The organism is Legionella londiniensis, assembly GCF_001467825.1.
Lineage (GTDB): Bacteria > Pseudomonadota > Gammaproteobacteria > Legionellales > Legionellaceae > Legionella_A > Legionella_A londiniensis.
Genome location: NZ_LNYK01000014.1, coordinates 154470 through 181154, shown reverse-complemented (window position 1 = coordinate 181154; position 26685 = coordinate 154470). Strand labels below are relative to the sequence as shown.

Here is a 26685-nt window from a genome sequence, read left to right as displayed (position 1 = left end):
ACCTCCACGGGATACGCAAAGGCAAAATTATCCCACAGATGGGCTCAGTCAGCAAACCGTAATCATAGATCTATCTCTTAGTCTAATGGCCAACTGTTGTTTGCTCAATCGTTAATTTTTTCAACTCTTTTTCCGCACGTTTTACACTGATGCGTTCATTGGCCAAATCCTTATAAATTTGATTGGCAATCCGCCTTCTTTGCACTGCCCTCGATACATTAAAAACTGATTGAATCCCAAGTTTGATCTGGTAAAAAAAACCTGTTTTACTTTCTTGGTCAATGTGTTTTTTAAGTTTGTTTTTTGCTTGCTCATAGTTTGTTCTTATGCGTTTTATTTCTGCAGCATGCCATTCTTCCTCGGCAAGCTTCATTTTCTCAAGTTCTTCCAGAGTTTCTTCAACTTCTTTAAAACACAGTAAATTGTATTCATGAAAATCGACCAGTTCTTTGATGCCTTTTTCAATAGCAGATGCATCATGCTGTTTGATTTTTCTGCAAGCCTTATGGCAGTATTCCCAATCCTGCCAGATGCGGATTAACTCAAGGCCAGGTCCCTTTATATTTTGTATCCCCATTAAAGCGTTTTTTAGACCCGGCGGTGTCTCCTGGATAAATTTATTCATGATTGCATTGGCACTGATGGCATAATCACCAATAATATGGATTTTGTTCATAAAAATGGCTTGTAAATATTCTTTAAACTGCTGATCGATCTCCCCGCGCTCTGCCTGACCGGCCTTCTCTGCTTTTTTCAGGATTTCCTCATAGCGGTAAAAATTCTTAAGATTCAATTCATGGTATGCCAAAATATCTTTTAACCAATCCTTGTACGGGCTGTTTCGCAGGGCTTCTTCTAATTTTTCCGGACTTTCCCATTGTTTAATGATTGGCGCAACATCCTGCTTTTGATCTATACCTTCCAGCAAGGATTTAAGCCGGGCAACGATATGTTTATTTAAATAAGGTATGCGCATTTTCCTGAGATAACCCTGGCTGACGCTTTTAAATGTGCCTCCTTCTTCCTCGGGCCACAGGGTTATTGTCTTGGCATACTCATGCCACTCCCCCTCAATAAATCCTATTAGTCCGTTCAGGTTTGTTCCAATTAAGAAGTGTTTATCGGCCTGTAAATCCCTCACTATCATGGACGCAAAAACCTGCGAGCGAGTAACCCTGTCTCCACGGTTATTAACAACCGTACTGATCCACTCATCCGGATGTTCATACGGATCATGATTTTGGAAACCGATTTGTTTCCAGTTTTCAAGACAGCCATAACGATCATTGGCCGACATGCCATTGACAAAAACAAGCTTGCGGGTGTCGATAACTGCGGGGGGGAAAATTTTTAAAACGCCAATATCAGGGACCACACGTTCTGGAATTTCTTTTAGGATAAAGTCATGGTCAATTCCCAACCTATCAGCCAGCTTTAAAATCAATGCAAGATTCTCAGCATGTTCATGATAAGGAAATCGTTTAAGGATATCTTCTGTGATTAGCCCTTTTTCTATCCAATTAACCGATACAATTTCACTGCCTGCAAGACAGGCTTCTTCCCTTAAAATCGGCAGCATTTGCTGTTCGCTTGTGATTAAAATACCGCCAGGTTGAATAAATTCAGCCATGGCCCTAGGTATGTTAATACCTGCAGGGCCTTGAATATCTTCGTGATCGGGATAAGCATTGGTGATGGTTGAAAGATTATCTTGACTCCAGTCGCGTTGTAATATTTTAATGTAGTTGGGATGTAAGCCCATGCATTCCCATAAAAAAACCTCGACACCCAAATTCCTTGCCATCTGCATGACTTCTGTTTGTTCCCAGATTGTCGCCTTATCAAATGGGCGAAACAAATGTAATTCTCTCAAGGGTTCAAGTCTGTTGCTGTATAATAGCATCGCTTCAGAACCGGTTGTTTTACAAATAACGCTATAACCAAGCGCATTAAACAATGCAGCCTTCATGCGTTCAACGCCAGATTTGCCTCTTGTGCCTGTGCCGCCTATGACTAAAGGCAATGCTTTTCTCGCTCTCCATACCTTGAGATTGAGGTAGGTGTGCCGTCCGATAAAATAACCTAAAATAATGAGGCAAAAAATAAATAGATCAGATAATGAATTCCCGTAAGGATAAGACATATAATCTTCAAATTGATGCCAATGTTCTAAAAATGGCACCAAAGAGATGCTTGAAAAAAAACGAGTGACGGCAGGGTCTGCTTTTTCTGTATCATAAGGCTTGAAAAAAATATGAAAGCCGAGTCTTTTTAAAGACTTGATATAACGTTTAGGCGAGACGCTATCTGTTTCCTGCCAGTTTCGCAATTTATCATAATCGTTAAAATGCATATTGAGTAAATAATATGCTTTTAAACGATGCAATAATTTATCGGGTGCTTTAATGCTTGTCACGCCTTCACTCGTGAACAGTTTCATGGTCTTGCCAGAACTTTTAAGGCAGGTCATGACATCGTCCATGAGGGGTAAATAAGGCCGATATCCATTTTCACTTTCCATGAGCAAAGGCTCGCCTGGAACATTTGTTTTGGTAACTTCGGCAAGTATGGATGACGGCGCACGGATTTGCCCTTTAGTGGTTCGGCCTATTGTATAGGGAAAGCCTTGCCTTTTATCAGATGAAGAATGACGAAGTTCATACAATAAACGCCATAGGCGAAATCCAAATTTATGGCCTCTGGTAACAGAACTTCCATATTTGCCGATTTTAAATATTAAATCAAAGTCATTGATTGCCAATACAGCCAAGACGCGGCCTATCGTCTGAGTATCGTGGTTTTGCAGTAATTTTTTTGGCAGGCGTATGCTTTGGCCTGCGCGAAGAGGCTGAATCAGTTTGATTAATTCATTTTTTAAAGCTCGAGCTTTTTCATCGCTTTCACACCAGAGAGATAGCAAAACATATGCGGCCTCACGGCGGACGCTTAAATTTTCAGCTTGTAAATGCAGGGCGCTTAAACATGGCTTTAAGCGGGATAACCAAACATCAGCAGCTTCTGTGTGCTTATTTTTTTTTAATATAAAATAAGAATCTGCAATGGTCTTACACAATACCCGTAAAACAAAAGTGTCTTTTTCCTGCTCTGATAATTCAATTAAAAAATCCAGCAAGGGGGTGAATAATTCCTCCTTTAACGCAAGTTCCGGTATATTTAAAAGACCTGCTGCGCGAACTTCTGGAGCTTTATCCAGTAAACAGAAGGTTCTCATGTATTTCTGCAAATTTTTTTCAGGTAAATGCTTAAGATTACGAGCCAGCATTTGGCGAACATAAGGCTTTTTGTCATGGCATAATTTCTGTAAAGTCTTTTCTAACTCGGGATATTTTCCAATGAGCAGCGATGCAAAGACTGCGAACCTAGCGTGCAAAAAAAGGTTATCCCGCACGTTTTCATTACTGAAATAGTCTGCCAGCAGCTTGACAAGTATTCTTTCATCAATATGCAACAGGATTTCAAGCGCTTCACATTGACACCAGAGAGAGAGCAGACCCGAATGGGCAATCTTAAGGACTTCTTCGCGGAGTTTGTCTGTAAACAGCTTATTTTTAAAACTTTGAGGCAGGAATATAAGCGATTGGCGAAGGCTGAACAAAGCAGATTGCACCACCCTTGCATCACCGCGGTATTTCAGCATGGTTTCAAATAATTCATGAAGCCGTATCTGCTGCCAGAAAGCTGAAAACGCTTCTTTGTCCATATGTTCCAGAATTTGCTCAAGAAGTGGTTTTATAAGCTTTAGACATAAAATAAGTGTATACTCAGACTGCGCTATTTTTCTCTGATATCGTTCAATGACCGCATCTTTATCAAACCAACGCGAAAATGCGGCTGAATCCTTTTTTAAGTCCCTTTTTGTAGCGCCTAAAACTTGCGCATAATTTAATATTAATTTTTGTTGTTCAAAAACAGTGTAAGCTTTCTGATAAAGATTAATAAAATCCTGATGCTCGTCGTTGAAGCGGCTAATATTGTCTAAACAGGCCTGGATTTCAACTTTTAAAAATTTCAACAGCCTTTCTGAGGTATTTGCTTTGCTTTCACCCAAAAAACCTGATTCTTTTCTTTTTTCATCTATTAAAAACCGCTTCCAAACTGGCTTTAGAAATTTTGCATCAAGCCTTGCTAAAAACAGGTTTGCAGATTTATAGGCAAACGCTTCTATTTCTTTTCGCATTTTGGGTAACATCCTGTTTATTTTTGTAGCGAAAATGAATTCAAGATAAAGTTTGTGTGGGTTTTGTACCGACAAAGACCCCTATCAATTCAGTTTGCAGTCAACAATTACAAAACTCAACGGCCTATTTCACTATAACACCATTATTAGGACAAGGCGGAATATTGCGGCTGCGTATGTCACGAAAAAACAGTTCATTAGGAACAAAATCACGATACCCACGGCCATTGCTGGTATACCAGGTAAATACCAGAAATCCCATAGTTGCTGGTGCGTCAATATCCCTTTGAATCTGGAATTTCAATTCATATAACTGCATGCTATTTAGCCATTTTTGCCAGAGCACATTAAAACTGTAAGTTCGGCGCAATAATTTTTCAGGATAATAATTGGCATATTGATAGGATACATCTGCCTGAACAGGCCCTATTAATTGGCGCCAGCCCAGATCAAATTTCGTGCTTAACAAATTCATTTTTTCATTATTTGCCACGGTACCACGAAAAAATCCCAAAGCATCAAGCCAGGGTCGATGATAAACAGTATCGGACAGCTCAAGGATCTCCCGGTGATTGGATGTATAAGATGTAAACACATTTTGGTCGATGTCTCGCGGATCATACTGTTCAGGGTTATTTAGGCTCATTCCCCGTACTAAAAATGAGGCGTTGGGAATGTGGTATGTTTTAGGGGTAAAATTTCTTTGCTGGGAAACAGCACCAACCCAGGTAGTTGACCACTCCTGCTTGCCTTCTAGGGGAATCCACTGATTACCATCAGGATTTTGAAAAAAAGCATTCCCATACAACCAAAAATTTACAGGCAACCAAACGGGCCGATAATTGATGCGCTCTTCAATGCCTAATACTGCCCCTCCAAAACGTCTGATGTGCTGTTCAATACCGGTATTAAAATAAGTATTTAGATTCTGGTTGTAGTAGCGATAGTTCATGTTTAACGCTTCAAACTGCTCTAAATCGATGCTGGTGACCTCCCTTTCCAGCACATCTTTGCGCCGATTATAACTGACTGCAAAACTTAAGGTGCCATTTTCCTGCCCCCCTAAAGGCAAACCATCGTGAAACCTCACAATTTTGGGCTTTGGCGGCGCATCTATTTGGGTAAATGCGTCTTTGGCCGGAATATAGGGTACATTAATTTTACGGGGCATACTCTGGCGTATCTCTTCGGCAGGTATCCTTTGAAAGATGCGAAATAAAGCTTCTTGCTCACCGAGGCTTGGTTTTAATTCAATAGTTTCGATTTTAGAACCAACAAGCTGATAACGGGTCATGATGATATCCTTCTGGCGCTCATCAATACGCAGCAAAACTGGCCCTTTTATTTTTAATTGTATGGGTTCTGATTGTCTGGCAACAAAATACAGTTGTTCCCTTCTTTTTAATTCGGGTTTTATTCCATTGATTTTAAAGCTTACTGCGAGATACTGGTTATAAACCGGATTAAGAATGTCGATACGCAATGCATGTTTGCCAGGCGCTACAGAAATAGGAATGGTTTTATCAACAGTATCTGCAGGGATAGATAATTTAACCGGCGGTTCATTATCAAGTCGATAGCGGATATCAACACGGGTTCTTGGGATGAAAGGCACATCAATGACTTTGAGCGCCATTTGAATGTTCTGGTTTTTTTTAAAATCCATAACATACACCAGCCGTCCTGTTCCGGCGAGGACATGCTCTGCCTGTTTTAATTGGGGTGTAATTGCCCGTCGGATACGAAGAGATGGCGCCTCAGGCAGCCACCCATCTTCAGGAAGAAAACGCACCCCGGGGCTTTGCATGATATTGGTCAATAGCAACCAGTCAAGATGTCGCGTCAGCCTTGCATACATGGGCTGTAACTCCGGGATGTAAGAATAACGGTGAAAAAGCATCTCTCCCGCCGCGGTTGCCCATTGTTTTTTGTTTTTATCGTTTTCAGCGAGCCAGAGAAATGCAGTCATTTTTTTAATGATATCTTCGTTTGATGCCTGGTGATTGCTTGGGTGTGTAACTCCAGGTTGGTATTTTGCCGCAAAAGTTTTATCGCCTATACCGCCCAGACAAATTAAACAAAGATAAAACGAGATAAACTTTACCAAAGGTTTAAACCTGATGGCTCCCGGCAAACCATCCGCAGTCTGAATGTTCAGGCAAAAACTTTGAAATCCAGAAATGGCTTTTAAGCGCAACAAGGATGTTTTAAGCGTTTTTTGTCCAAAAAACCAAGCCGGGTCTTTTTCACCTGGAGTCCCTGACTCAACAACCTGTTGTATAGCGCTTTTTAACGCATCTAATGAATACATAATTGCTTGGATAAGTTCCGCACGCTTTTTTTCTTTAATAAGCAGTTTGTTTTTTGTTCAATAACGGTCATACAGTCATAAAAATAACAGGGAATGGACGCATGCGGTGACCGCAAGAGAGTCCCTTGAAGCGCGGCTGTAACAATCGCCGGATTTAAAACAGGCAGGATAGGATTGACGATTTGCGGCTGATAGGTTTGTATGCGCGTTAAAAACGGCGTTTTTTGAGCATCAATCCTAAATTCATGAATACCTGGTTTAACCTCAAGTTCAACAAAGATTCTTCGACCGGGCTGCATATCTGTATTTCCGAATAATTTCACAGCTTCTGATACCACATTGCCATTAATCGGAAATAACTGCAAAATTTGTTTTTCACGAACCATGATCCAACCATCTATAGGTTCTTTGGATGTTTTATGATGCAATGGACGAATTTCAAGGCGTAACTTGATGGGGCCTGCCACTTTTAAGCGAACCGGATGCGCCCTATTTCCCGCAAATGCCGCAGAATATAAATCTCTCGGAATGCTGTATAACGTTACCATCTTGGCATAATCAACGACAGCTGCCGCATCGTCTTTCCATGCACTTGGCCCTGGCTGCTCTCTTTGCCAAATCTCCCATTGCGAGAGCGCCTCTTCTCTTTCTGCAAGTTGTTCGGAGTTGATTTTTTGGAGGATCTGACAAGCTTTAACCAAATGATTTTTCCACTTCTGCCCTCTTACGCCTGCATGTTCGAGTAAACCAAGCGCTTCTTTTATTTTTCTTTTTTCCAATAAGCCGAGAGCCTTCCAGAAATGGCGTTCTTCTGGGGTGCGGACTTGATTTGAAAAATGATTATAAATTTTCCACCATTGACTTTGATATGCGGCATAGAGGATTAGGTTTATCGGTTTTTGTTTGTCAGGAATGGTCAAACCCAACATCAAGGCAAGCTTCGGTTCATTATTTTTCAAAAGCCAGCTCATTAACTCTATGGCATGAGAAGGGGTAGGTTCTATTACCAACAATACAGAAAACAGATCGCTCAATGATTCAATATCATGGGTTTTAACAAAATACGATCGTAATCGTTCTTTTGCCCATGTCCGAATGCTGGGATTTTTTCCATATAAAAGATAACCTCGCAATTTCATCTCCGCAAGATAGTATTCGCCAAGCTTGAATAAGGCCTCAATTTCTTTTATTTGGGCTTTTTCCTGTAATTTTGAAGACGCGGTTTGGGCAATGTCACTCCAAATTTCAAGCGCAGGCAGCCATTGAGAATCGCTTGCCAAAACTTCAGCAAGCTTCATTTTTTGCTGAAGTTTTACATGAGTTTCTGACTCTTTTACCCTCTTTGGCGTTGGAGCATCAGCTACTGAAGCAGAAAATTCTGCATATCTCGATATGATAAAGCGAATCAGGGGCAGCCAGTGGTTCTCCAGTTCTTTTTGGGAATTGTTTAGGTGATGGGTATACGGGATATTCAACGTTTTCTGGAGAAGGCTGAATATCGGCGTGTCAGGCTTTAATTGCTGAATGGTATTGATATAAGCGGTTTCTGAAAGTGAAAACTGATCGGATTCCCGGTATTGAAGGGCAACATATACAGGCAAAGAAGGATTAGCTGGCCAGACTTTAATTTTTCTGGTTTCTTTGGATAGAGGCAGCTCATAGACACCTGCTCTTGTCATTTCTGCCGGGGTATGGTGCTGGCTGAATAAGGCGGAGAGCGTACCCTTAATCGGTTCTTTTGTAAGTTTTGCCAGTACCTCAAGCCCCATTTGCTGCTCTGTATGTTGATATGCAGCTGGCTGAAGCTCGGGATTACATAAGACTTTAAACGCAATTGGTGCTTCATTTTCAATTTTTAGAAAAAATCTGGCGCCCGGAGGCGTTTGCCGGCTGTCGATTATCACCCGAAGATAAGTGGGAGAAGCCCGCGGCGGCAGGATATATTCATAACCTTCTTTGGGCAGTCGGTTAAAATAGCCGCTTGCAATTCTGCCAAGCAAAGCTTGTAAAAATTGCTCCCCTGACAGTAATCTTTGCCCTTCTTCACCCGGATTGTGTAAAACAGGCGTTAAAAACCAGGCCATGTATTGCGGATCATGGGTATTTTTATCTGCGGGCATAATATCGCGATAAAAGGTATGAAATCCAAAAAATTCCTGGGCAACAGTTTTTATCAAAGGATATTCCAGGTGCCGCCCTGCCAGAAGCTCCATGAACATCACCCCCAAAAGACCGCCATCCTTTCGGGTATTATCACGCATCACACGCTTGGCAATATATTCTTTTTCTTCTGGCAATGCATGGGGATCATGAATGATACGGATAATGTTTTTTTTATCCATGGACCAGAAATCAGGCCACTTGAGCGGCAACAGCTTTTCAACCGTTTCTGCCCGAACGATTGGCGCGTTGAAATTTGGAAATAAATAATCGGATGATTGCTGTTTCAACAAGCGCCCATATAACTTTGCGCTGGCCTGTAATTGCAGGCGATGTTTACCTTTTGGAATTTCAAGGTAGCCGACTTCCTGACGCCCGGCGACAGAGATTTTTCCATTAATCTTGACCGGCCATCTGAGCTCTTGTGACGTTTCAAACTGCAAGGAACGATATGGCTTACCATCCAGCCTGCTGTTGACCTGATAAGTTTGCAGCGGCTGGGCTTCCGTTTCAGGATAAACAATACGGTTTTCAAAAGCCAGACGGGTGGGACCATAAACTGTCACCGCATGGATTTGTGAAGGTAAAAATTCCCAATAAGGTTCAATACTGCCGTCTATTTCCCGTCCCATCTCTGCAGGCTTTGTGCAAAAAGGAATGATCTCACGGTAAGGAGCAAGTTCCGGCAGATAATCCAACCGTGAGTTAAAAAGAGAAATTTCCCGCATGCCCTTGGAATTTTTAGGTCTTGATATGAGAAACAACCGCGGATGCTGCTCATTTCTCGGTGTTAAAAAAGAATGGGCGTCCTCGCTTAAAAGCATGGGAACTTCAGCATATAATCCTGTACCATTTGAAGCACTGACTTCAAGCTCTTTTTTATCTAAAAAAGGACACCGGCTCATAATCCGTAAAACACTGCCTTCGGGCACCAATACTTTGACAAATTGCCCAGGTTTCAGCCTGATAATATGTTGATTTAACTGCAAAGAATAGACTGGCTTCTCGCCAGAAATCCAATAAGGCGTACTCTCAATATTATCCCAGCGTAAAGGCGTCTGATAGGCTTTTAACAATAACGCCTGCACGTTATCAAGCTCTGAAAATACGGTGCTTGAGGATAGAAATAAAATGCCAAGCAAAAGCCAGCGGCAATAATTGTGTTTCATTCAGTTAAGCAATCCTTTAGCTTCACTAACAAACCGCGATCTTTAAGCAGCGCAAAACGCCGCTTGAAGCTTAATTCCATGTGTATAAACCCTGCATGTCCCATGGTTTTTAACATCCGGCCAATCGCATTGCCAGTAGCGCAGAGTTCAAATATATCAATAAAACAGACCCTGGTTTTTTCGTCAACTTTATTTTTCAAGCACCTTGCGAGGCGTTGAACAATGGGTGAAGGAAATCCTTCACCGCTGCTTAGAATCATCTCGGCATGACGCCCGGCTTTAGTGTTTCTTTTTGCTTGCCTGAAGCCATGAATTTGAATGAGATACCGCTTCGAATTTTCATGGGCAAAGGCTTTGCTAAATGCCATCATATAGCTTTCTTCAGCCCTTGCCATATCAATGCTTTTTCTGGAAACGGTATTCCAGGCGGCAGCTTTAAAATCTCCTGTAAAAAATAGTTCAAGCGTTATTTGGCGGGTCTTGTAATCAAAAAAGCTGTGTGGCGCCTGCAGGGTATGTTTCCCATCATGCACCCTGAAAATATAAAAACCACGGCCAAATTTTGCTTTATCTTTCTCTTTAACGATCAATACATGCTCATCTGATCCTTGAACTTCGATGAGATCAAAATTAAGTTCATTCCATTTTTTTTTAAGCCCCTGGTAGTCGCCGCGGTACATGCTGCGGAATAACGCTTCTGCTCTAATCAATTCCATAGAAGACGGCTCTTTATAAATGCTGCCACGTGATGCTTCAGTAAGCAGATTCCCAGCTGTTGCCGCAATGTCTGCATGACATGAATTGAATATAAAAAAGCCTAAGAAAATTGATTTAAGCCGATGCCTTATTTTTTTTTCTTTTACAGTTTCATGCCTGATGTTTACATTGAGTTGGCGCATCGCCCGCCTTCTTTTTCCATAAAAATTTTATCCAGTGAATACTCACCAGGTATCAAGCGTGAAAAAATGAGATAGCCCGGCGTCCCTTTTAACAATTTAACATTGACCGTATAAGTGCCTGGCTCTACATCTTCACCCACGGGAACAGTGAGTAACTGTCCTTTATCCAGGTTTTGTTGGGGCATAAAAAATACGGGTATTTTGGATGCCTTATTGGGTTCAATATCAAATTCCCGATTCAGGAGACTCCAGTAACGCAGGGGATTTTTAAGGCTTCGCACTGCCTGTATCTCAATGGATATTTTATTTCGACCTACTGCTTCATAAGGCACATAAAATCGAAACGATAATGTTTCTTCATCCCTACTTATTTTTTCATAATTAAAGGTCAGCCCATCCTTGTCAAGATAGTTGACCAGACGCTTTAAATAATCGCCTTTGGTGGTAGAGGTGTGATTTAGATAAAAAACCGTGCCCTTGTCGCTTTGAATATGGATCTGATGTTTTCCTGTGTTGATGGCAGGCAACAGGATTTCGCCAGACGCACCAGGAATAAGACCCTGATAATGCATGCATCCATCGATCAAAAGCTTTACAACTGCTGGAGTGCTGTCGTTGCGGATATAAGCAAGATAAGGATTGATGTTTCTTTCACCAGCTTCTCCATTCAGTTCAATCCCAACTGTATGATTCACCGGTATCTTCTGATAAACCTGACTTAGGGCTTCTTTCCTCAGTGCCCTAAAATAAGTGATGGGAGTCAAGATAAGTTTGCCAAGACTCGTCCCTTGCGGGTGAAAATCTTCCCAGCGGTAATTGCCTGCCAGCGCTTCTGGATTGAGCTCTTCAGGTTCTTTCTGGGTTACAAGCAAGATAGAGCGCTTATTCAGCAAGAGATCATCTTCGTTATCCGGTTTTAAAAAAAACCATGCTGGTTGGCGAAGTTCTGGCTGCAGATGATAATAATAGGCTTCAGGAACTTTAATTTTCCGAACCATATTATAGGGCCTGTTATAGGCGCGCAGCAGCACAGGTTCATTTGCGAGAAATTTGATAAATTTAATTTCTGGCTGTAAGACAAAATAATAAGAAACAGTTGAAGATACTCGGGAAGAAAACGGTTGATCATCGAGACGCTCATAATGGGAAAGCAATTCGCCAAATTCCCCCGGGTTAATGCTTAATAAGCCCCTCGCAATTGTTTTTTTATTTTGATCAAGTAAAGCATATTGAACTTTCGGCAATGTAAGTTTACTGATATTGAAGGGAATTAATAAACGAAAATCCACCCGAAAAAGAGCTGGTTGGTTATTGGGGTGATTGATGCTGTATTGCACAGGATTGTTGCGAAAAGCGGTGTACGTCCTAAGGTATAGCGGTTCAGGCGTTATTTCAACGGGCTTACCATTGACAACCCAGGCACGAACAATCAACTGTCCAGGGGCTATAATTTCCAGTTCTCCCAGGGGTAACCGATGCTGCCATTCCACCTTATTTCCGGACCACTCGACTTTAAATTGCCTGGATTCGAACAAAGTCCTGCCACGCCAACGGATAATAATGGTGCTTCCTTTGGGCGGATCATTGCCCTGTTTTGCGCTGGAAAATTGCAAGCGGATCATATTCTCTCCCTTGGGTAAGGGAATGACTCCACGCAGCACATCATCCACCAGTAAACCAACAGGCAGGATATCAGACGGTACAGGTTCCATGTGCTGCTGGTTTGCGATGTACAGTTTGTAAGATTTGTAATCCTCACCTTCTATTCCGGCTGGTCCTACAGGAAGATATTGATCTTTCAGGAGATTTGCTATTTCTTCTTCAGTCAATAAATAACTTGGGTAAATGTTGCCGCGAGCAAGCCGTTCCTGTTGTGCCTGATTTAATCGCCGCCATTGAAGAGGATAGTTTGGAAGGGGGCTTATGTTGGCGGCGTACACGCGAATCAGTATTCCCTGCAGAACAGGGTCTTTGCTTTTAACTCTGACTCGAAATCGAGCAACGGCGGGCATGCCTTCTAGATTTAATTTTAATACCTTACCATCAGAAGGAATGATATTTGGGTCATAATAAAAAGATGCGGTGATTGGCTTTTTAAAGCGGGGATCCTTATAAAACTTAACTGTGGCAGTAAAATGATAATCCCGGGTTTGCAAGACCCTGTTATTTTTATCGAGAAGCTGGTATTCCAAAGCGTATTTTAATCGTTCATCGGGGATTAGTTGCAGGTGTACTGGCAGATTGGCATGAGTGACAATTTTTAAACCCGGTGTGTTGGGGGGCAGATTAAATACCGTCCATTTTTCTTTCTCCAATTCATATACAATGCTGGTTTTTGCCTCAGATGCTCTTTTATCCAACGGCATGGGATAAGGACTTTTTAACTCCTGATGATAAATCCAGGCGCTTAAGCCTATTAACAGCAAAACAACCAGCAAGCCGAGTTTCTTCATGAATAACCTTGTTCAATCCTTGAGAACCATTCTACTTTATTATTTCCAGCCAGGCTGCCCGTGACTCGATAAATTCTTTAATCTTATTTTGCGGTAATTGCTCGGTATTGATAAAGATCGTTCTTTCTTTATTGGTTGCGGCAAGATTCATGACCGCAAGCAGATGATACCCCTTGTCGAAAATCAGCAAGAAAGACTGTTGTGTACTTAGGTCTATTACTCGTTGAAACTGGTAGTCCGGCCAGTGATGTTGCAATTGTTGCAAAAGCAACATATCTTGGATTTTTAAAAATTCCATTAGCTTGCGCTTTAATTTTTCAGGAATCCTTTTGTTAGATCCACGTTTTAACTTATGTAAATAGGTATAGAGATCTTTTTCAACAGTATCTATGCCTGCCGCTGAAAATTTAGCCTCTTCCAGAGGCGTATCTTCCGGCAAGCGAAAATCAGCACGAAGTATTGGAGAGAGCCAGACAGTTGCCATTTCTTTATTTTTACTTTGTGCAAGATATTGACTTAAATATGCCCCGCTGGCCTCATACCCAATAGTCGCCGGAGAACCCTGAACCAGTTTGATTTCAAGCCCCATGGTTCTTAATGCCTTCACTAACTCCTGAGCGAGCAGGGTAAACTGTTCGGGGTTGATCGACCCATCCGCAAAAGAAAGCAATATTTCAGCTTGAGCAGTCGGCGCGTCTTCCTGTACTCCAAAGGTACGGCATTGCACAAGCATTAGGGGTTTACCTTCATACTCCCGCAAAATAACCTGAGAAACGAGATTCACGAGATTTTTACTATTCGCCTGGCTTAATAAATCTGAGGTTTTATCCTGATTTGCATATGGGTGAGCTCCTGCGATAATCAGCGCGCGCGCATTCAGAATCTCAAACAGACTAACACCGTATTCAAAGCTGTTTATTTCAAAAATTGGCCTTGGAATTTGAATAACGTAGGGACTTGATTGCCCCAGGCGAAAAATAAAGCTCCCTCTGTAACCTCTTTTTGGCGAATCAGGAATTTCGCTTAATATGACATAGTTTTTCTTGGTGTGAAGTTCTTCAAAGAGGATAATTTCATAGCCCATGAAATTTGCCTGCGCATTGATAAGACTTAATATCTTAAGGCTTGCATCACTCCACTTCCCTTTTTTATCATAGGTTTTAATTGCTGAAATGAGCGGCGTTAGAACTTCGTTATCAAAATACAACAGTTCTTCCATTTCAGAGGGTTGATATAGGTTGCTGCCTTTATCAGCCATTTGTTTCTTTTTAGCAAAAATCCAGCTCGATAAGTATCCTTTTTCTTCTAAAATTGGTTTCCCGCTTGCTTTGGCATGAGGCTTAAAAATTTTGCTTAAAAATTCATAAGTTGCAGAATGGGTAAAAATCAACTCAACAAATCCGCTTTTAGTCGTATGCCATTGCAAATTCATCTCATCTGGTTTTTGCCAGGACACTTCAAAGTTTTCTAACAGTTGTTTTAACCTTTTTAAATTAAGACCTTCCGGCAGGGTATTTTTAATACGGATGAGGTTCGGTAAATCTTTACCGGCAGGATAAACTCTGATTTGCAATACATTATTTTTCTGAAGAACATGATGGAATACCTGATAAAAAGTATTTGGGTTACGCAATACATTGCTTAATGGAGATTCCCCTGTATCTCTTGAAACACCCGCAATAGCAAGTCCCCGCGCATTCAATTCTCTAAAGAAAAATGCTGCAATTTCCAGAGAATAGTGTTCTCTAATCGGATTTGGTACTTCAATCAGCAGATGACTGGATGCCAAGGTATCTATAACATATATGCCTGTGCCTCGCTGAGGATATTTTTCATGAAGAAGAAAATAACGATTTTCAATCATTTCAACCTGATAATTAGTTTCTTTTAATAATTTCCGAGCTCCTCTTATAACAGGATCATCACGCTTGAGGCTTTCTTGGTTAATGGTCAGTAACTGTCTGACAGCTGTTGCAAACTGGTTTAATTCATGGGGTGTAGGCTGTTGAAAAAAATCATCAATTTTTGACTTATAAAGGCTGATTTTTTCATGTTGAAGCGCCTCTTCTAAGGTAATATTTTCAGGCAAAACATGCCGTTTTATTGGAGCATAAGGCATCCATCCCTGCCGCAAGCTATATTGTGGCAGCAAGGTCAGCAAATATCCTGCGATACATGCACAAACAATCGATATTATGGTGGTTTGCAAAGTGGAAACAGGCAGGTGAATGAAAACCTTTTTATCATGCATTTTAATGGCGATTAAAGTTGAGAGTAAATAGCCAAATCCATATAAATCAGTTACATCAACAAAAGAGAAAAAATAATAAAAAAAATAACCAAGTATCAGTTTGTATATGAAACCTATATTAAAAAATAAAAGAATTTTATAGGCACCTTCGATACTTTTATGCCTGAAAGGCGGTAAATTTAAAACAAGAATTCCAGCACCCAGAATGACAAAGGCTTCTACAAACGAGGATACAATTTTAATTGGCTCATACCATTGCAGGGCTAATAAGGCGGGAATTAATATGCCATTATATTCCCAGCCATAATGGAGATTTAATTTTGAAGCAATAAAAGCTGTTAGAATCAGAATAATATAAGATTTAGGACTTGCAAGCATTGATATGGCAATGTCTTCGTACATGTATTGCAGGTTACTGACGTTAAAATTGGTATATTCTATTAATAGGCGCACAAGCAAATAGGTCATGCCGAGAATGAGCAAGTTTTGCATCAATCCACGATAAAGGCCCGCTTTCCATAGCTGGTTTGCGGCCAAAGCGACAACAATCAAGCCAAAGCTATGTAAAGCGCTGTGATAATCAAGATGAATATTAAAGTTCTGGTTCAAATACATGCCAAACTGCGGCAAAAACCAGCTGTCCATGACTATCCTCACCAGCACGCTAACAAGCAACAGGATAAAAAATCTGTCCCTCCCAAAAAGCTCGCTGCCCTTTAACCACAGAGCAACATAAGTTGAATAGCCCCAAACCAGACAGTAGGTGATCACAGCTTCCAGTAGAATGACGGCTACAGATACAGGGCGAATAATCAACAAAGGAACCAAATAGCCAGGAACAACAAGGCCAGATAAAACCCAACCCAGCCTCAGGTTAAAAAAAGTGACAACAAATACCCCAACCCATACCGTGGTAATGACAGAACTCGATAAAGCATACGGAAATATATTGAGGGGGAAAATTGTCATTGCTTCCGGTTTATTTCTTGTCTTAAAAGGGATAAGTCTATAATTTCACATAAAAAACCCTGGCGTTCTACATCAAGCATGTTTTTTGTACGCAAGCGGTAATCTTCAATATTGGTATTAATAGCTGCAAGTCGCAGCTTGAAAATCTTTTCGTTGATATTGGGCAAGTTCACAGTGAACGCAGCTTCACCACCCTCCACTATTAATGTCTGCAATAAACGCTTTGCTTCCTTAATTTCCACACCAGCCAATTGATGCAGCATATCCAGGGCGGTCAGTTCTTCAATACGGATATTTGCACGCTTTAAAAGTGCTTGCATCTTTTGGTTCGCTATCCAAATACGCCCAAACAAATCAAAAAAAATGCTGGCAGTGCTTTGTGCGTTTAAGTAATCTTCTATAGCAGTAAACTGCCTTTCCAGCAACGATAGCATTCTGTCAAGGGTCGCAAGCAGACGGTAATGACTGGTATGTTGAAAATAATTGAAAAAATTTTTTTCTTTTTTCTGTTTAAGCCACAAGTCACGATAAAATAAAAGAGTCGCAATATGGCGGCCTACCCGTCTTATATAATCTTCCTGTTTTGCAGACAGAGATTGTTTAGGTTTGATGCTGAATACCCAAAATCCCAGCAATCTATCTAAAAAAGTCAAGGGATAAATAAACTGCTGTTCATCTTCGGTTCCGTAAAGAAAAAATTGCTCAACAGGTAATATGGCATTTTGTTTTATGGCAGAACGATAAGGTTCACGGCGGTAATCCCTTCGCCGTTCGTGAATGTCTGCCAAACCGCAATTTAATGCAATAACTTCCTGAACATAATATGAATTTGTTTTTGATTCCAGAAAAATCGCGCGCTCGAGATTAAGAGACTGGCTGACCATGACAATAATTTTTGACCAGTATTGTTCCTGCGCATAAACTTTATCCGGAATATTTTGTCTTAAAAATTTTCCCGATAAACTGTGTATTATTTTCCAGATCTGGTCATGTTCTACTATATCCTGGTAATGCATATAGAATATAAAAAACAGAATGTGGGCAATCCACATCGCTAATATGGGTATCCAAAGATAAAACAAGGCGAGCACCAACCAGGCAATGACGAACTCCGCAAGCAAAATACCAGCGAGAATTAAGAACACAAAACGCAGGGAGCTCCAGTAAAAAACTGCTAAAACCAGGAAATTGCTTATCAGAATAAATCCCAATTTGGCAAAGCCCGTACACCAACGAATTGCCTGCTCGGTTAGGAGAGTATTTAAAGCCAGGCCATGGTATTGAAAGGTGCTGATTTGCTCGCCTAACCGTACCAGCGGTGTCGCCATCCCCTCCTGTTTTTGATCTTTCCCTATAAAAACAACTTTATTTTTTATCAGCTCTGGAACAAGCTCTCCTTTTAAAATTTGCTTTAAGTTTAAAAAAGGTAAAGTTTGATATGAAAAATAGATAAAATAATCTTTGCCCGATACAATTTGTTTATTTTTTAAAAACGCTTGTGCAGCCAGAGTTTCAACAGCAGGGTAAGGTTTACCATTAACAGCATAATTATATTGCTGGGTTCGGTAAATGCCGTACATGCTGTCCGGCAAAGCTAAAACACCAATAGACAGCCCAAGATTTTCCGCTTTTGCCGGTATCTTTTCAACAAATTGCCATTCATTCGTTTCTGGATTATTTTTTGCTGCCCGTGCAAAAAATACATTGCCAAAGCTTTTTGCGGCCGAAAAAAAGGATTCACCGGCATTGCCTGGCAGAAAAGAAAAGATAATCAGACTTGCTTTTAATTCTTCAAGTTCTTTTAAAAGTTGCAGCCAATCATCATCATTTACCTCTGGATATTCTTTATCCATATGGATCAGCAACACTTTTGCTTCTGGAACAGAAAAAGGTTTTGGGATGGATATCGCCATCAAGTCATAACAATATCCCGATAGAACCTGGTAAACCGGCAAAAAACTAATAAGCCAGGCCAATACTGCAGTCGCCAGGCAAATCAGCGCTGCCCGTGAAATAAAAGCAGGGCGTGAGATTGTCACTATATTCTGATCCAAAGCCGCATCCTGCGCTCAGGGAATTATTTCAAATCATAACTTGATTCAGGAAGGAAAATAAACTTTATTGAGATTCGGCCTGTGGGACAGGGCAAGATCGTACCGCTTTGGGTGGAAACAGATCGTTATGGTGTTCTGGTTTGATTATATTTTTTTAATTACTGCAGAAATTTATGGACTCATCTTTTTTACAAGTATTGCAACCTGTGATCCAGTATGATTTTGCCCTGCCTGTTAGATTTGATTTTTATCTAAACAGATAAACTGTGTTAGAATAGCAGGCTTTATGTTTAAAGGTAAATTATGGAACCACTGTTAAATATCGCTATTTCCGCCGCGCGCCATGCAGGTGAAATCATTGTTCGGCATATTGATCAACTCGATCGCATCAAAATTACCGCAAAAAGCGAGGAAGATTATTTCTCCGAAGTGGATATCAAAGCGGAGCAGGCCATCATCCGCACAATTCATAAAGCCTATCCGGCGCATGGGATCATTGCGGAAGAGAGCGGCATCCATAACGATAATGCTGAAACAGTCTGGATCATTGACCCTTTGGATGGAACAAATAATTATCTACACGGATTTCCATTTTATGCTGTATCCATAGCAGTCCGCATAAAAAACAGGATTGAGCATGGGGTTGTTTTTGACCCGCTACGGCATGAATGCTTTGCTGCAACCCGGGGCAGAGGCGCGCGTTTAAATGATTACCGCATTCGCGTTTCCAAACAAACGCAGCTTGGCTCGTCACTCTTGGGTACAGGTCTCAGTTTACGAAACAGCGCTGCCATCAAACGTTACTTGTCCGCTTTTGAAGCGCTCTCGGGGAAATGTGCAGGGCTTCGACGCACTGGCGCTGCGGCCCTGGATTTGGCTTATGTGGCCAGCGGGCGTCTCGATGGATTTTTTGAATTCGGTTTAAACATATGGGATATCGCTGCGGGTGCCCTGCTCATTCAAGAAGCAGGCGGTTTGGCCAGCGATTTTCAAGGCGGTGAAAACTACTTAAAGCAAGGTGATATCGTTACAGGAACGCCGAAAATATTCAAAACACTTCTGCAATCCTTATCTACAGTTGTTTAAAAAGACCAAAATTTGTGTCTATCAGCGAATAACCGCAGTTCCCCTTTCTCGTGAATGACGGTGAAGGATCCCTTGAGCGCAGCTTCCTGCTAAATCCAGGCGATCCCTCGCCATCCAACACGCTGAAAACAATACGATGCTTTTGTCTTGTATGGATTTTCGCATGCGCGGGAGGGACAAATACAATTCTTTTTTAAAAAATACTTCGTTTAAACAAAAACATACTCATTCAAGATTTCATAAAAAAAACCGCAGTAGCTTTGGACAAAAGACTAATTAACGATCGCAAAGTTCATTTTTTGAGCTATCTTTATATATAGGAATCGGAAGTTTTAGGAATGATAAATATATATAAAAATCAATTAGGATTTACCCTGCTTGAAGTCCTAATCAGCGTTGTGATTTTAGCCGTTGGCCTTTTAGGCATTGCGGCGCTGCAATTAAATATGATTCGAAGCAATCATTCGGCACAACTGCGCGCTATAGCCGTTGCCCAGGCAAACAGTATGATTGACCGAATGCGGGCCAATTATCCAGGCGTTAAAGCAGGTGCCTATAACAACATCTCAGGCATTCCTGCAGAACCAACGTGCAGCGCCTGCACCATTTCCGAAATTGCACAACGAGATGCTTATCAATGGAATACCACCAACTCCGAGCTTTTACCTTCAGGTCAGGGAACCGTTACGCGAAATGGCAACCAATTCACCATCACAGTACGCTGGGACAATAACCGTACAGGAGCTGCCGGTTTGGGATGCAGCGGGAATCCCGAGGTCGATTTAACCTGCCTTATCCTGGAGGTGGAATTATGACCTTGAAAATATTGAACGAAGGATTTTCTATCATAGAATTTATGGTGGCCATCACCCTTGGCACCTTGCTGATTGCAACGGCAGGTTCTGTGTACCTCACCAATAAAACAACGTTTCGTGTGCAGGATGCTTTAGCGCGCCTGCAGGAAAATGCCCGCTATGCCAACTATTACCTAAACCGGGAAATCCGCATGGCGGGTTTTCAGGGTTGCGCCAGTGAAACTTATGTCAAGATGACAAACAGAGTAAAAGATCCTTCAAGCGTATTGCTCTATGATAAACCGGTTATGGGCTTTGACGGCCTGGCTACTTCATTTAGCCCGACACTTCCTGCCAACTTAAGCGGAAAACCGGCTTCTGGAACTGATGTTGTCGAAATCCGCATGGCTGCCAACACGAATGTTCAATTGCGCGATGATATGAATCGAACCAATAACCCCATTCTCGTTTATGACCGCCTGGGTATTCGAGCCGGTGAAGTCGTCATGATCAGCAATTGCAGCGTAGGGGATATTTTTGTTGCAGGCGGCAATACAAACGCCACAGCCATTACCCATACGGTTACCAATAATACCAGCAATGATTTAACTGTTGCCTATACTGCAGGAGCTCATGTCATGCGGTATGTTTATTATGCTTTTTACATTAAGGATACGGGGCGCAAAAATGCAAGCAATCAGCCCATTTATGCCCTGGTTCGCCAAGACATCAACGGCAATGAAATTGAAATTGCCGATGGCGTTGAAAACATGCAGGTCAGTTATGGTATCGATACCAACAATGACAAAGCCGCCGATGTCTATCAAACCGCTTCCGAAGTTAACGCCAGCAATAACTGGGACAAAGTCATCAGTTTAAAAGTAAATTTATTATTCTCTTCCATTGAAAACATCATCAATAAAAATCAGGCTTATCAATTTAACGGCACAACCTATACACCGACTGATCGAAAATTGCGGCGGGAATGGCAAACATTCATCACATTAAGAAACAGGGGGTTGCCATCATGAAACAGCAGTTTGGCGCAACGCTTGCGGTAACCTTAATCCTTCTCTTTGTAATAACCCTGCTTGGCGTCAGCGCCATGCAAGTGACCCATATGGAAGAAAAAATGTCGGCAAACCTGCAGGATAAAGAGTTATCCTTTAATGCAGCAGAAACCGCCCTTACTGCAGGGGAGGCCTGGCTTTTAAGCTTAAGCAAACAACCTTCCGTGCAAGCTTCCTGCTCTGCTTTTCCCTGCGTGCGCGAACCTTACCAAAATCTGGATTTTACCACACAGACAAGCACCTGGTGGCAATCCAATTCGGCAGCCTATGGTTCAGAACTGGATAATATTGCTACACCGCCTCGCTATATCGTTGAGTTCCTCCAGTATGTGCCTGATTCTCCGGAAGTCGGCGACTCGTCAAAAAAAAGCCAGGGGGTATTTTATTACCAAATCACTGCTCGCGGTACTGGTGCGACCGATAATGCAGTGAGCATTTTACAAACCACGATAGGCAGGAGATTCTGATGAAACGCCTGCTTCCTCTGCTGTTGTTGCCCTGCATGATTTTGCCAGGCAAGATGATGGCAGCGCCGCTTAATCTTTCCCAAAGCCCGCTTTTTCTTTCAGATGCAGTAGCGCCTTTGTCCATGCTTGTGGTCAGCCGTGACCACAAGCTCTATTTTGAAGCCTATAACGATTCTACTGATATTGATGGCGACGGCACGATTGATTTGCGCTTTAAACCCGGTATTGATTACTTCGGCTACTTTGACAGTTACAAATGCTATGCCTATGATGCATCGGGGCTCTATTTTTACCCAATATCCAATACTGCAGACAAACGATGCCCTGGAAACTGGAGCGGCAACTTTCTCAATTATTTGACCACCGCACGCCTTGATGCCATCAGAAAGGTTTTATACGGCGGCTACCGGTCTGTCGACGGCAGCGGCCAAACCATCCTGCAAAGAACCTACATCCCGCAAGACGGCCACAGTTGGGGCAAGGAATATAATAGCAGCCTTGTCGATGGGTATAACATCAGCGATTACACCCCTTTTAACCAACCGACTTTAGGACGCCACCTTTTTGCCAATACCACATTGCGCAATGGTTCAGGCTTGCCTCTTCTACGCGTTGCATTAAATGAGCCTTACCGCATTTGGGAGTGGGTCAGCATCGAGCGGCCCGTTGCAGGCAGCAGGGCATTAAATGGCAGCAGCGGCCCATTCATCGATGCAATCTATGATTTCGTGGTGCGCGTTAAGGTCTGTGATGCAAACATTGGCCTTGAAGAGAACTGTCGAACCTATGCCAATGGCAACCATAAACCCATCGGCTTACTGCAGGAATTTGGCGAAAACGATGCCATGCTTTTTGGGTTGATCACGGGTTCTTACAACAATAATTTGGCAGGCGGCGTATTAAGAAAAAACATTTCATCCATTACTGATGAAATTGACTTGAACACTGGACAATTTACCAGTGTCAACGGCATTATCGCAACGCTAGACAAGTTAACCGTAACCGGTTTTAAAACGGATTATACCTATGACTGCGGCTGGATCACCACCCGCAACATCAATAATGGCGAATGTCAGATGTGGGGCAATCCACTAGCCGAAATGATGTATGAAGCCGTGCGCTATTTCGCTGGAAAATCCAATCCGACGGCATCTTTTAATTATTCAGGCGGAACCGATGGAGCGCTTGGCTTACCCAAACCCTCATGGATTAACCCCTACAGCCAGTATCCAAGATGCGCTAAAGCAAACATGCTAGTCATCAGCGATATTTATCCCACTTACGATAGCGACCAAGTTCCTGGAAGTTATTTTAACAGTTTCAGCGGCGATTTATCGCCTTCTCTATCTGCCGCAGCGATTGGCCAAGCCATTTTTTCAGGAGAAGGGCTTGCCAGCATTCTCGCTTTTATCGGCCAGTCAGGTGGCGTGAGCGACGGTGCGCCGACGCCCAAAACAGTTACAAGTTTTGGCAATATCCGCGGACTCGCCCCCCATGAACCGAACTCCGAAGGCAGCTACTATACTGCAAGTGTCGCCTATTATGGCTGGGTAAATGATGTCAACAGCGCCCAAGGGATTCAGAATATCAAAACTTATATGATTGCCTTATCTTCACCCTCCCCTGAAATTTCTTTCAACGTGGGCGGAAACAAAATTACCATTATTCCCTTTGGCAAATCCGTAAAAGGATTCAGCATCAATGCAACACAAGGACGTTATCAGCCGACAAACAATATAGTCGATTTCTACATTGAGTCCTTAACGGATACAGGAGGCGTATTTCGGGTGAATTTTGAAGATGTCCAGCAAGGCGCTGACTTTGATATGGATGCCATTGTCAAATACACCATCACTGTCAATCCCAACAACACGCTGACCATTACCCTGGAAACCATCTACAGCGCGGGTTCCATTACCCAGCACATGGGTTATGTGATTTCAGGTACGACGGCAGACGGCGTTTATCTTGAGGTCCGTGACAGCGATACGTCAATTACTGCTGACATAGACTATTTTCTGGATACGCCCCCAGGCCAGTTACCGGGGCAAGGCTGGCAGGATAATCTTCCGCTACCCACAGTCACGACCCGCATATTTACCTCAAGCAACGAGCCTACTGCCGCCCTATTGAACTCACCACTGTGGTATGGTGCAAAATGGGGGGGCTTTACTGATCTTAATAACAACAATATCCCCGATCAAAACCAGGAATTTGACAAAGATGGGGATGGCAATCCTGATAATTATTTTTTGGTCACCAACGCAACGAATTTAAAAACCCTGCTCGCAAAAGCCTTTGGGCTCATTATGGAGCGTACAGGTTCTTTCGCATCTGCTGCTTTAAGCAGCGGTTTTCTTGCCGAAGAAACCAGAATCTATCAAGCCATCTTCCGCACCAAAGATTGGAGCGGGCAATTGCTTGCATTTGCCATTGATGAAACTACGGGTGATATTTTGTTTACCGGCAGCGGGCCTTCAGGTGCAATCTGGGATGCGGCACAGCAACTGGATCTGCAAAATTTCAATACCGGCAGGCGCATCATCACCTATAAACCTTCAACGAATACAGGAATTGCTTTTCGATGGCCAACAACTCCCGCATCTCCCGGAACAGATGAGCTTGATGCTTCTCAAGTTGCTTTATTAAATACAAATCCTGCAACCGGCCTTAATGACTCCCTGGGCAGCAACCGTCTTAATTTCATCCGCGGCAACCAGGCAGAAGAGGCGCGAAACGGCGGAACATTCCGCGACCGCTCAACGGTTCTTGGCGATATCATTAACTCCAATCCCATTGCCATCAGCGTTCCCGAGCAACAATATCCGGTAGTTTGGAGTGGGGCTGCTCCTGAAAACAATGTTTCCTATAACAGTTTTCGTCAGGCAAATCTCAACCGCCAGGCAGTGCTCTATGTAGGCGCCAATGATGGGATGCTCCATGCTTTTAATGCCATAACCGGAAATGAGCTTTTTGCCTATGTTCCTTCCGCTGTCTATCCTAATCTGACTAAACTGACTTCCCCCGATTACAATCACCATTATTTTGTTGATGGTTCACCCGCTGTGATTGATGTATTTATCAACAACCAATGGCGAACTATCCTTGCGGGCGGGTTAAATGGCGGCGGACAAGGCATTTACGCTCTGGATGTTACAGATCCCGCTTCTTTTACTGAAGCGAATGCCGCAAATATTGTGAAATGGGAATTTACCGACGTGAATGATGCTGATTTAGGGTTTACCTACAGCCAGCCAGCCATTGTCCGCCTGGCAAACGGACAATGGGCCGCCATATTCGGTAATGGGTATAACAATACAGCCGATGATGGCCGAGCCAGCATAACAGGGAATGCCGTTTTATATATTGTTAACATCGACACAGGCGCAATCATTAAAAAATTGGATACAGGCGTCGGCATGAGTGATGATCCGCTGGGCCTTGGCCGCCCAAACGGCATGGCCTCGCCCGTGGTGGTGGATATTGACGGCAATAGTATTGCCGATAGGGTATACGTCGGCGATTTATTCGGCAATCTCTGGAAAATTGACATCTCTTCAAGTAATGTCAATCAATGGGATTTCAGTTTTAAATCAGGCAGCAACCCCGCGCCGTTTTTTGTCGCCCAGGATGCAAATGGCAATCGACAGCCCATTACCATCAAACCCACTGTATCCCGTCTGGATGTCGACCCTTCTGGATTGCAGGTCTACATTGGCACAGGTAAATATCTGGAAGCCAGCGACAAAACGGATACCAGCATACAAAGTGTTTATGCTTTAAGAGATACAAATAATACAGTCATCACAGGACGCAATGAATTGCGCCAGCAAACTATTTTACAGGAAGAAGACAATGTGCGGGTTACCAGCGACAATTTGCTCGCCAATAATGACCGCGGCTGGTATATGGATTTAACCGTCAATAACGTGCAACGCGGAGAACGCGTCATTGCCAACATGCTTTTTTTGAATGGTAAAATCATCTTCACCACCACTATCCCAACTGAAGATCCCTGCGATTTTGGCGGTGAAAGCTGGCTGATGGAGCTTAATGCATTCACTGGCGCCCGTTTGAATTATCATGTATTTGATTTAAATAACGACGGTGGTTTTGATGCCGGCGATGCCGTCTCCATCACCAGTAGCGGAGGAGATACAACGGAAGTTGTCGCCAGCGGATATAATCCTGGTGTCGGCTTAACCAATATGCCTTCAGTTCTTAGCGCTGGAAGTCAGGAATTTAAATACCTGGCAGGCACAAGCGGCAGTATTAAGAAAGTCACGGAAAACCCGGGCAGCAGCCGCTTCGGCCGCCAATCCTGGAGGCAGTTGCGTTAGGCTTTGCGATAAAGTTCCCAAATCCAGGGAAGGGTTAACCTCTAATCAATAGGCGTTTCCTGATGAAACACCATCCGCCAATAACCTTCTTTCTCCCGCCAGAGAGAAGAGCGTAATGCCAGTTTACAGTTGCCACCCTCAACCTTGCTGCTGCTGATGTAGGTTAACAAAATCACTTGATCGCTGATTAGCCTCGCCTTGAATTGGAGGCCAGTTCGTTCTGAATGACTTTCCTGCTCGAGCCAGCGGATCACTTCACGTTTATCAAACGCTTTGCCAGTCTGGGCAATTTCAATAAATTCATCATCAATTAAAGGGCTTAACTGTTCGACTGATTCCTTCTTGGCAATTAATTGCTTTTCTTGTTTGATGATTTTTGCGAATAAATTGTCCGTATTCTTAGTCATACTTACCTATAAGCGTGTTATCTCCTGACAGCACGCGTATAGTAACACAGATTTCGC

General features: G+C 42.6%; 13 protein-coding genes. 5 read left to right on the top strand and 8 right to left on the bottom strand.

The annotated features are described in order from the left end of the window. Nucleotides 1-82: 82 nt before the first annotated feature. From Llon_RS04435 to Llon_RS04405, 7 genes are all read right to left on the bottom strand, one after another. Nucleotides 83-4198, bottom strand: a complete 4116-nt coding sequence (locus Llon_RS04435; protein ID WP_058528856.1) for a hypothetical protein — start codon at nucleotides 4196-4198, stop codon at nucleotides 83-85. 124 nt (nucleotides 4199-4322) lie between these two features. Further along, nucleotides 4323-6509 (bottom strand): hypothetical protein, encoded by a 2187-nt coding sequence (locus Llon_RS04430; protein ID WP_058528855.1) that lies wholly within the window; start codon nucleotides 6507-6509, stop codon nucleotides 4323-4325. Continuing rightward, the gene (locus Llon_RS04425; RefSeq protein WP_058528854.1) at nucleotides 6497-9838 is read right to left on the bottom strand and encodes a hypothetical protein; all 3342 of its coding nucleotides are present in this window, start codon (nucleotides 9836-9838) and stop codon (nucleotides 6497-6499) included. The genes Llon_RS04430 and Llon_RS04425 overlap by 13 nt, the downstream gene beginning before the upstream one ends. After that, nucleotides 9835-10737: a hypothetical protein gene (locus Llon_RS04420; protein ID WP_058528853.1), complete on the bottom strand. Its 903-nt coding sequence runs from the start codon at nucleotides 10735-10737 to the stop codon at nucleotides 9835-9837. Before Llon_RS04420 ends, Llon_RS04425 begins: the two co-directional genes overlap by 4 nt. Next, nucleotides 10719-13190, bottom strand: a complete 2472-nt coding sequence (locus tag Llon_RS04415) for a hypothetical protein (RefSeq protein WP_058528852.1) — start codon at nucleotides 13188-13190, stop codon at nucleotides 10719-10721. Before Llon_RS04415 ends, Llon_RS04420 begins: the two co-directional genes overlap by 19 nt. A gap of 31 nt (nucleotides 13191-13221) precedes the next feature. Then, the gene (locus Llon_RS04410) at nucleotides 13222-16410 is read right to left on the bottom strand and encodes a poly-gamma-glutamate biosynthesis protein PgsC/CapC (protein WP_058528851.1); all 3189 of its coding nucleotides are present in this window, start codon (nucleotides 16408-16410) and stop codon (nucleotides 13222-13224) included. After that, on the bottom strand, nucleotides 16407-18464 hold the full coding sequence (locus tag Llon_RS04405; RefSeq protein ID WP_058528850.1) for a CHASE2 domain-containing protein: 2058 nt from the start codon (nucleotides 18462-18464) through the stop codon (nucleotides 16407-16409). Before Llon_RS04405 ends, Llon_RS04410 begins: the two co-directional genes overlap by 4 nt. 303 nt (nucleotides 18465-18767) lie before the next feature. Between Llon_RS04405 and Llon_RS04400 the strand changes: the two genes are divergently transcribed. From Llon_RS04400 to Llon_RS04380, 5 genes are all read left to right on the top strand, one after another. Then, a complete protein-coding gene (locus Llon_RS04400) occupies nucleotides 18768-19550 on the top strand; it encodes an inositol monophosphatase family protein (protein ID WP_058528849.1) in 783 nt (260 codons plus the stop codon). A gap of 338 nt (nucleotides 19551-19888) precedes the next feature. Beyond that, a complete protein-coding gene (pilV, locus tag Llon_RS04395; protein WP_058528848.1) occupies nucleotides 19889-20365 on the top strand; it encodes a type IV pilus modification protein PilV in 477 nt (158 codons plus the stop codon). Continuing rightward, nucleotides 20362-21375 (top strand): PilW family protein, encoded by a 1014-nt coding sequence (locus tag Llon_RS04390; RefSeq protein ID WP_058528847.1) that lies wholly within the window; start codon nucleotides 20362-20364, stop codon nucleotides 21373-21375. Before pilV ends, Llon_RS04390 begins: the two co-directional genes overlap by 4 nt. Then, entirely contained in the window at nucleotides 21372-21881 is a 510-nt protein-coding gene (locus tag Llon_RS04385; protein ID WP_058528846.1) for a pilus assembly PilX family protein, read from the top strand. Before Llon_RS04390 ends, Llon_RS04385 begins: the two co-directional genes overlap by 4 nt. Beyond that, nucleotides 21881-26221: a pilus assembly protein gene (locus tag Llon_RS04380; RefSeq protein ID WP_058528845.1), complete on the top strand. Its 4341-nt coding sequence runs from the start codon at nucleotides 21881-21883 to the stop codon at nucleotides 26219-26221. The genes Llon_RS04385 and Llon_RS04380 overlap by 1 nt, the downstream gene beginning before the upstream one ends. A gap of 41 nt (nucleotides 26222-26262) precedes the next feature. Here Llon_RS04380 and Llon_RS04375 read toward each other — a convergent pair whose 3' ends face one another. After that, the gene (locus tag Llon_RS04375; protein ID WP_058528844.1) at nucleotides 26263-26628 is read right to left on the bottom strand and encodes a nuclear transport factor 2 family protein; all 366 of its coding nucleotides are present in this window, start codon (nucleotides 26626-26628) and stop codon (nucleotides 26263-26265) included. Nucleotides 26629-26685: the final 57 nt, after the last annotated feature.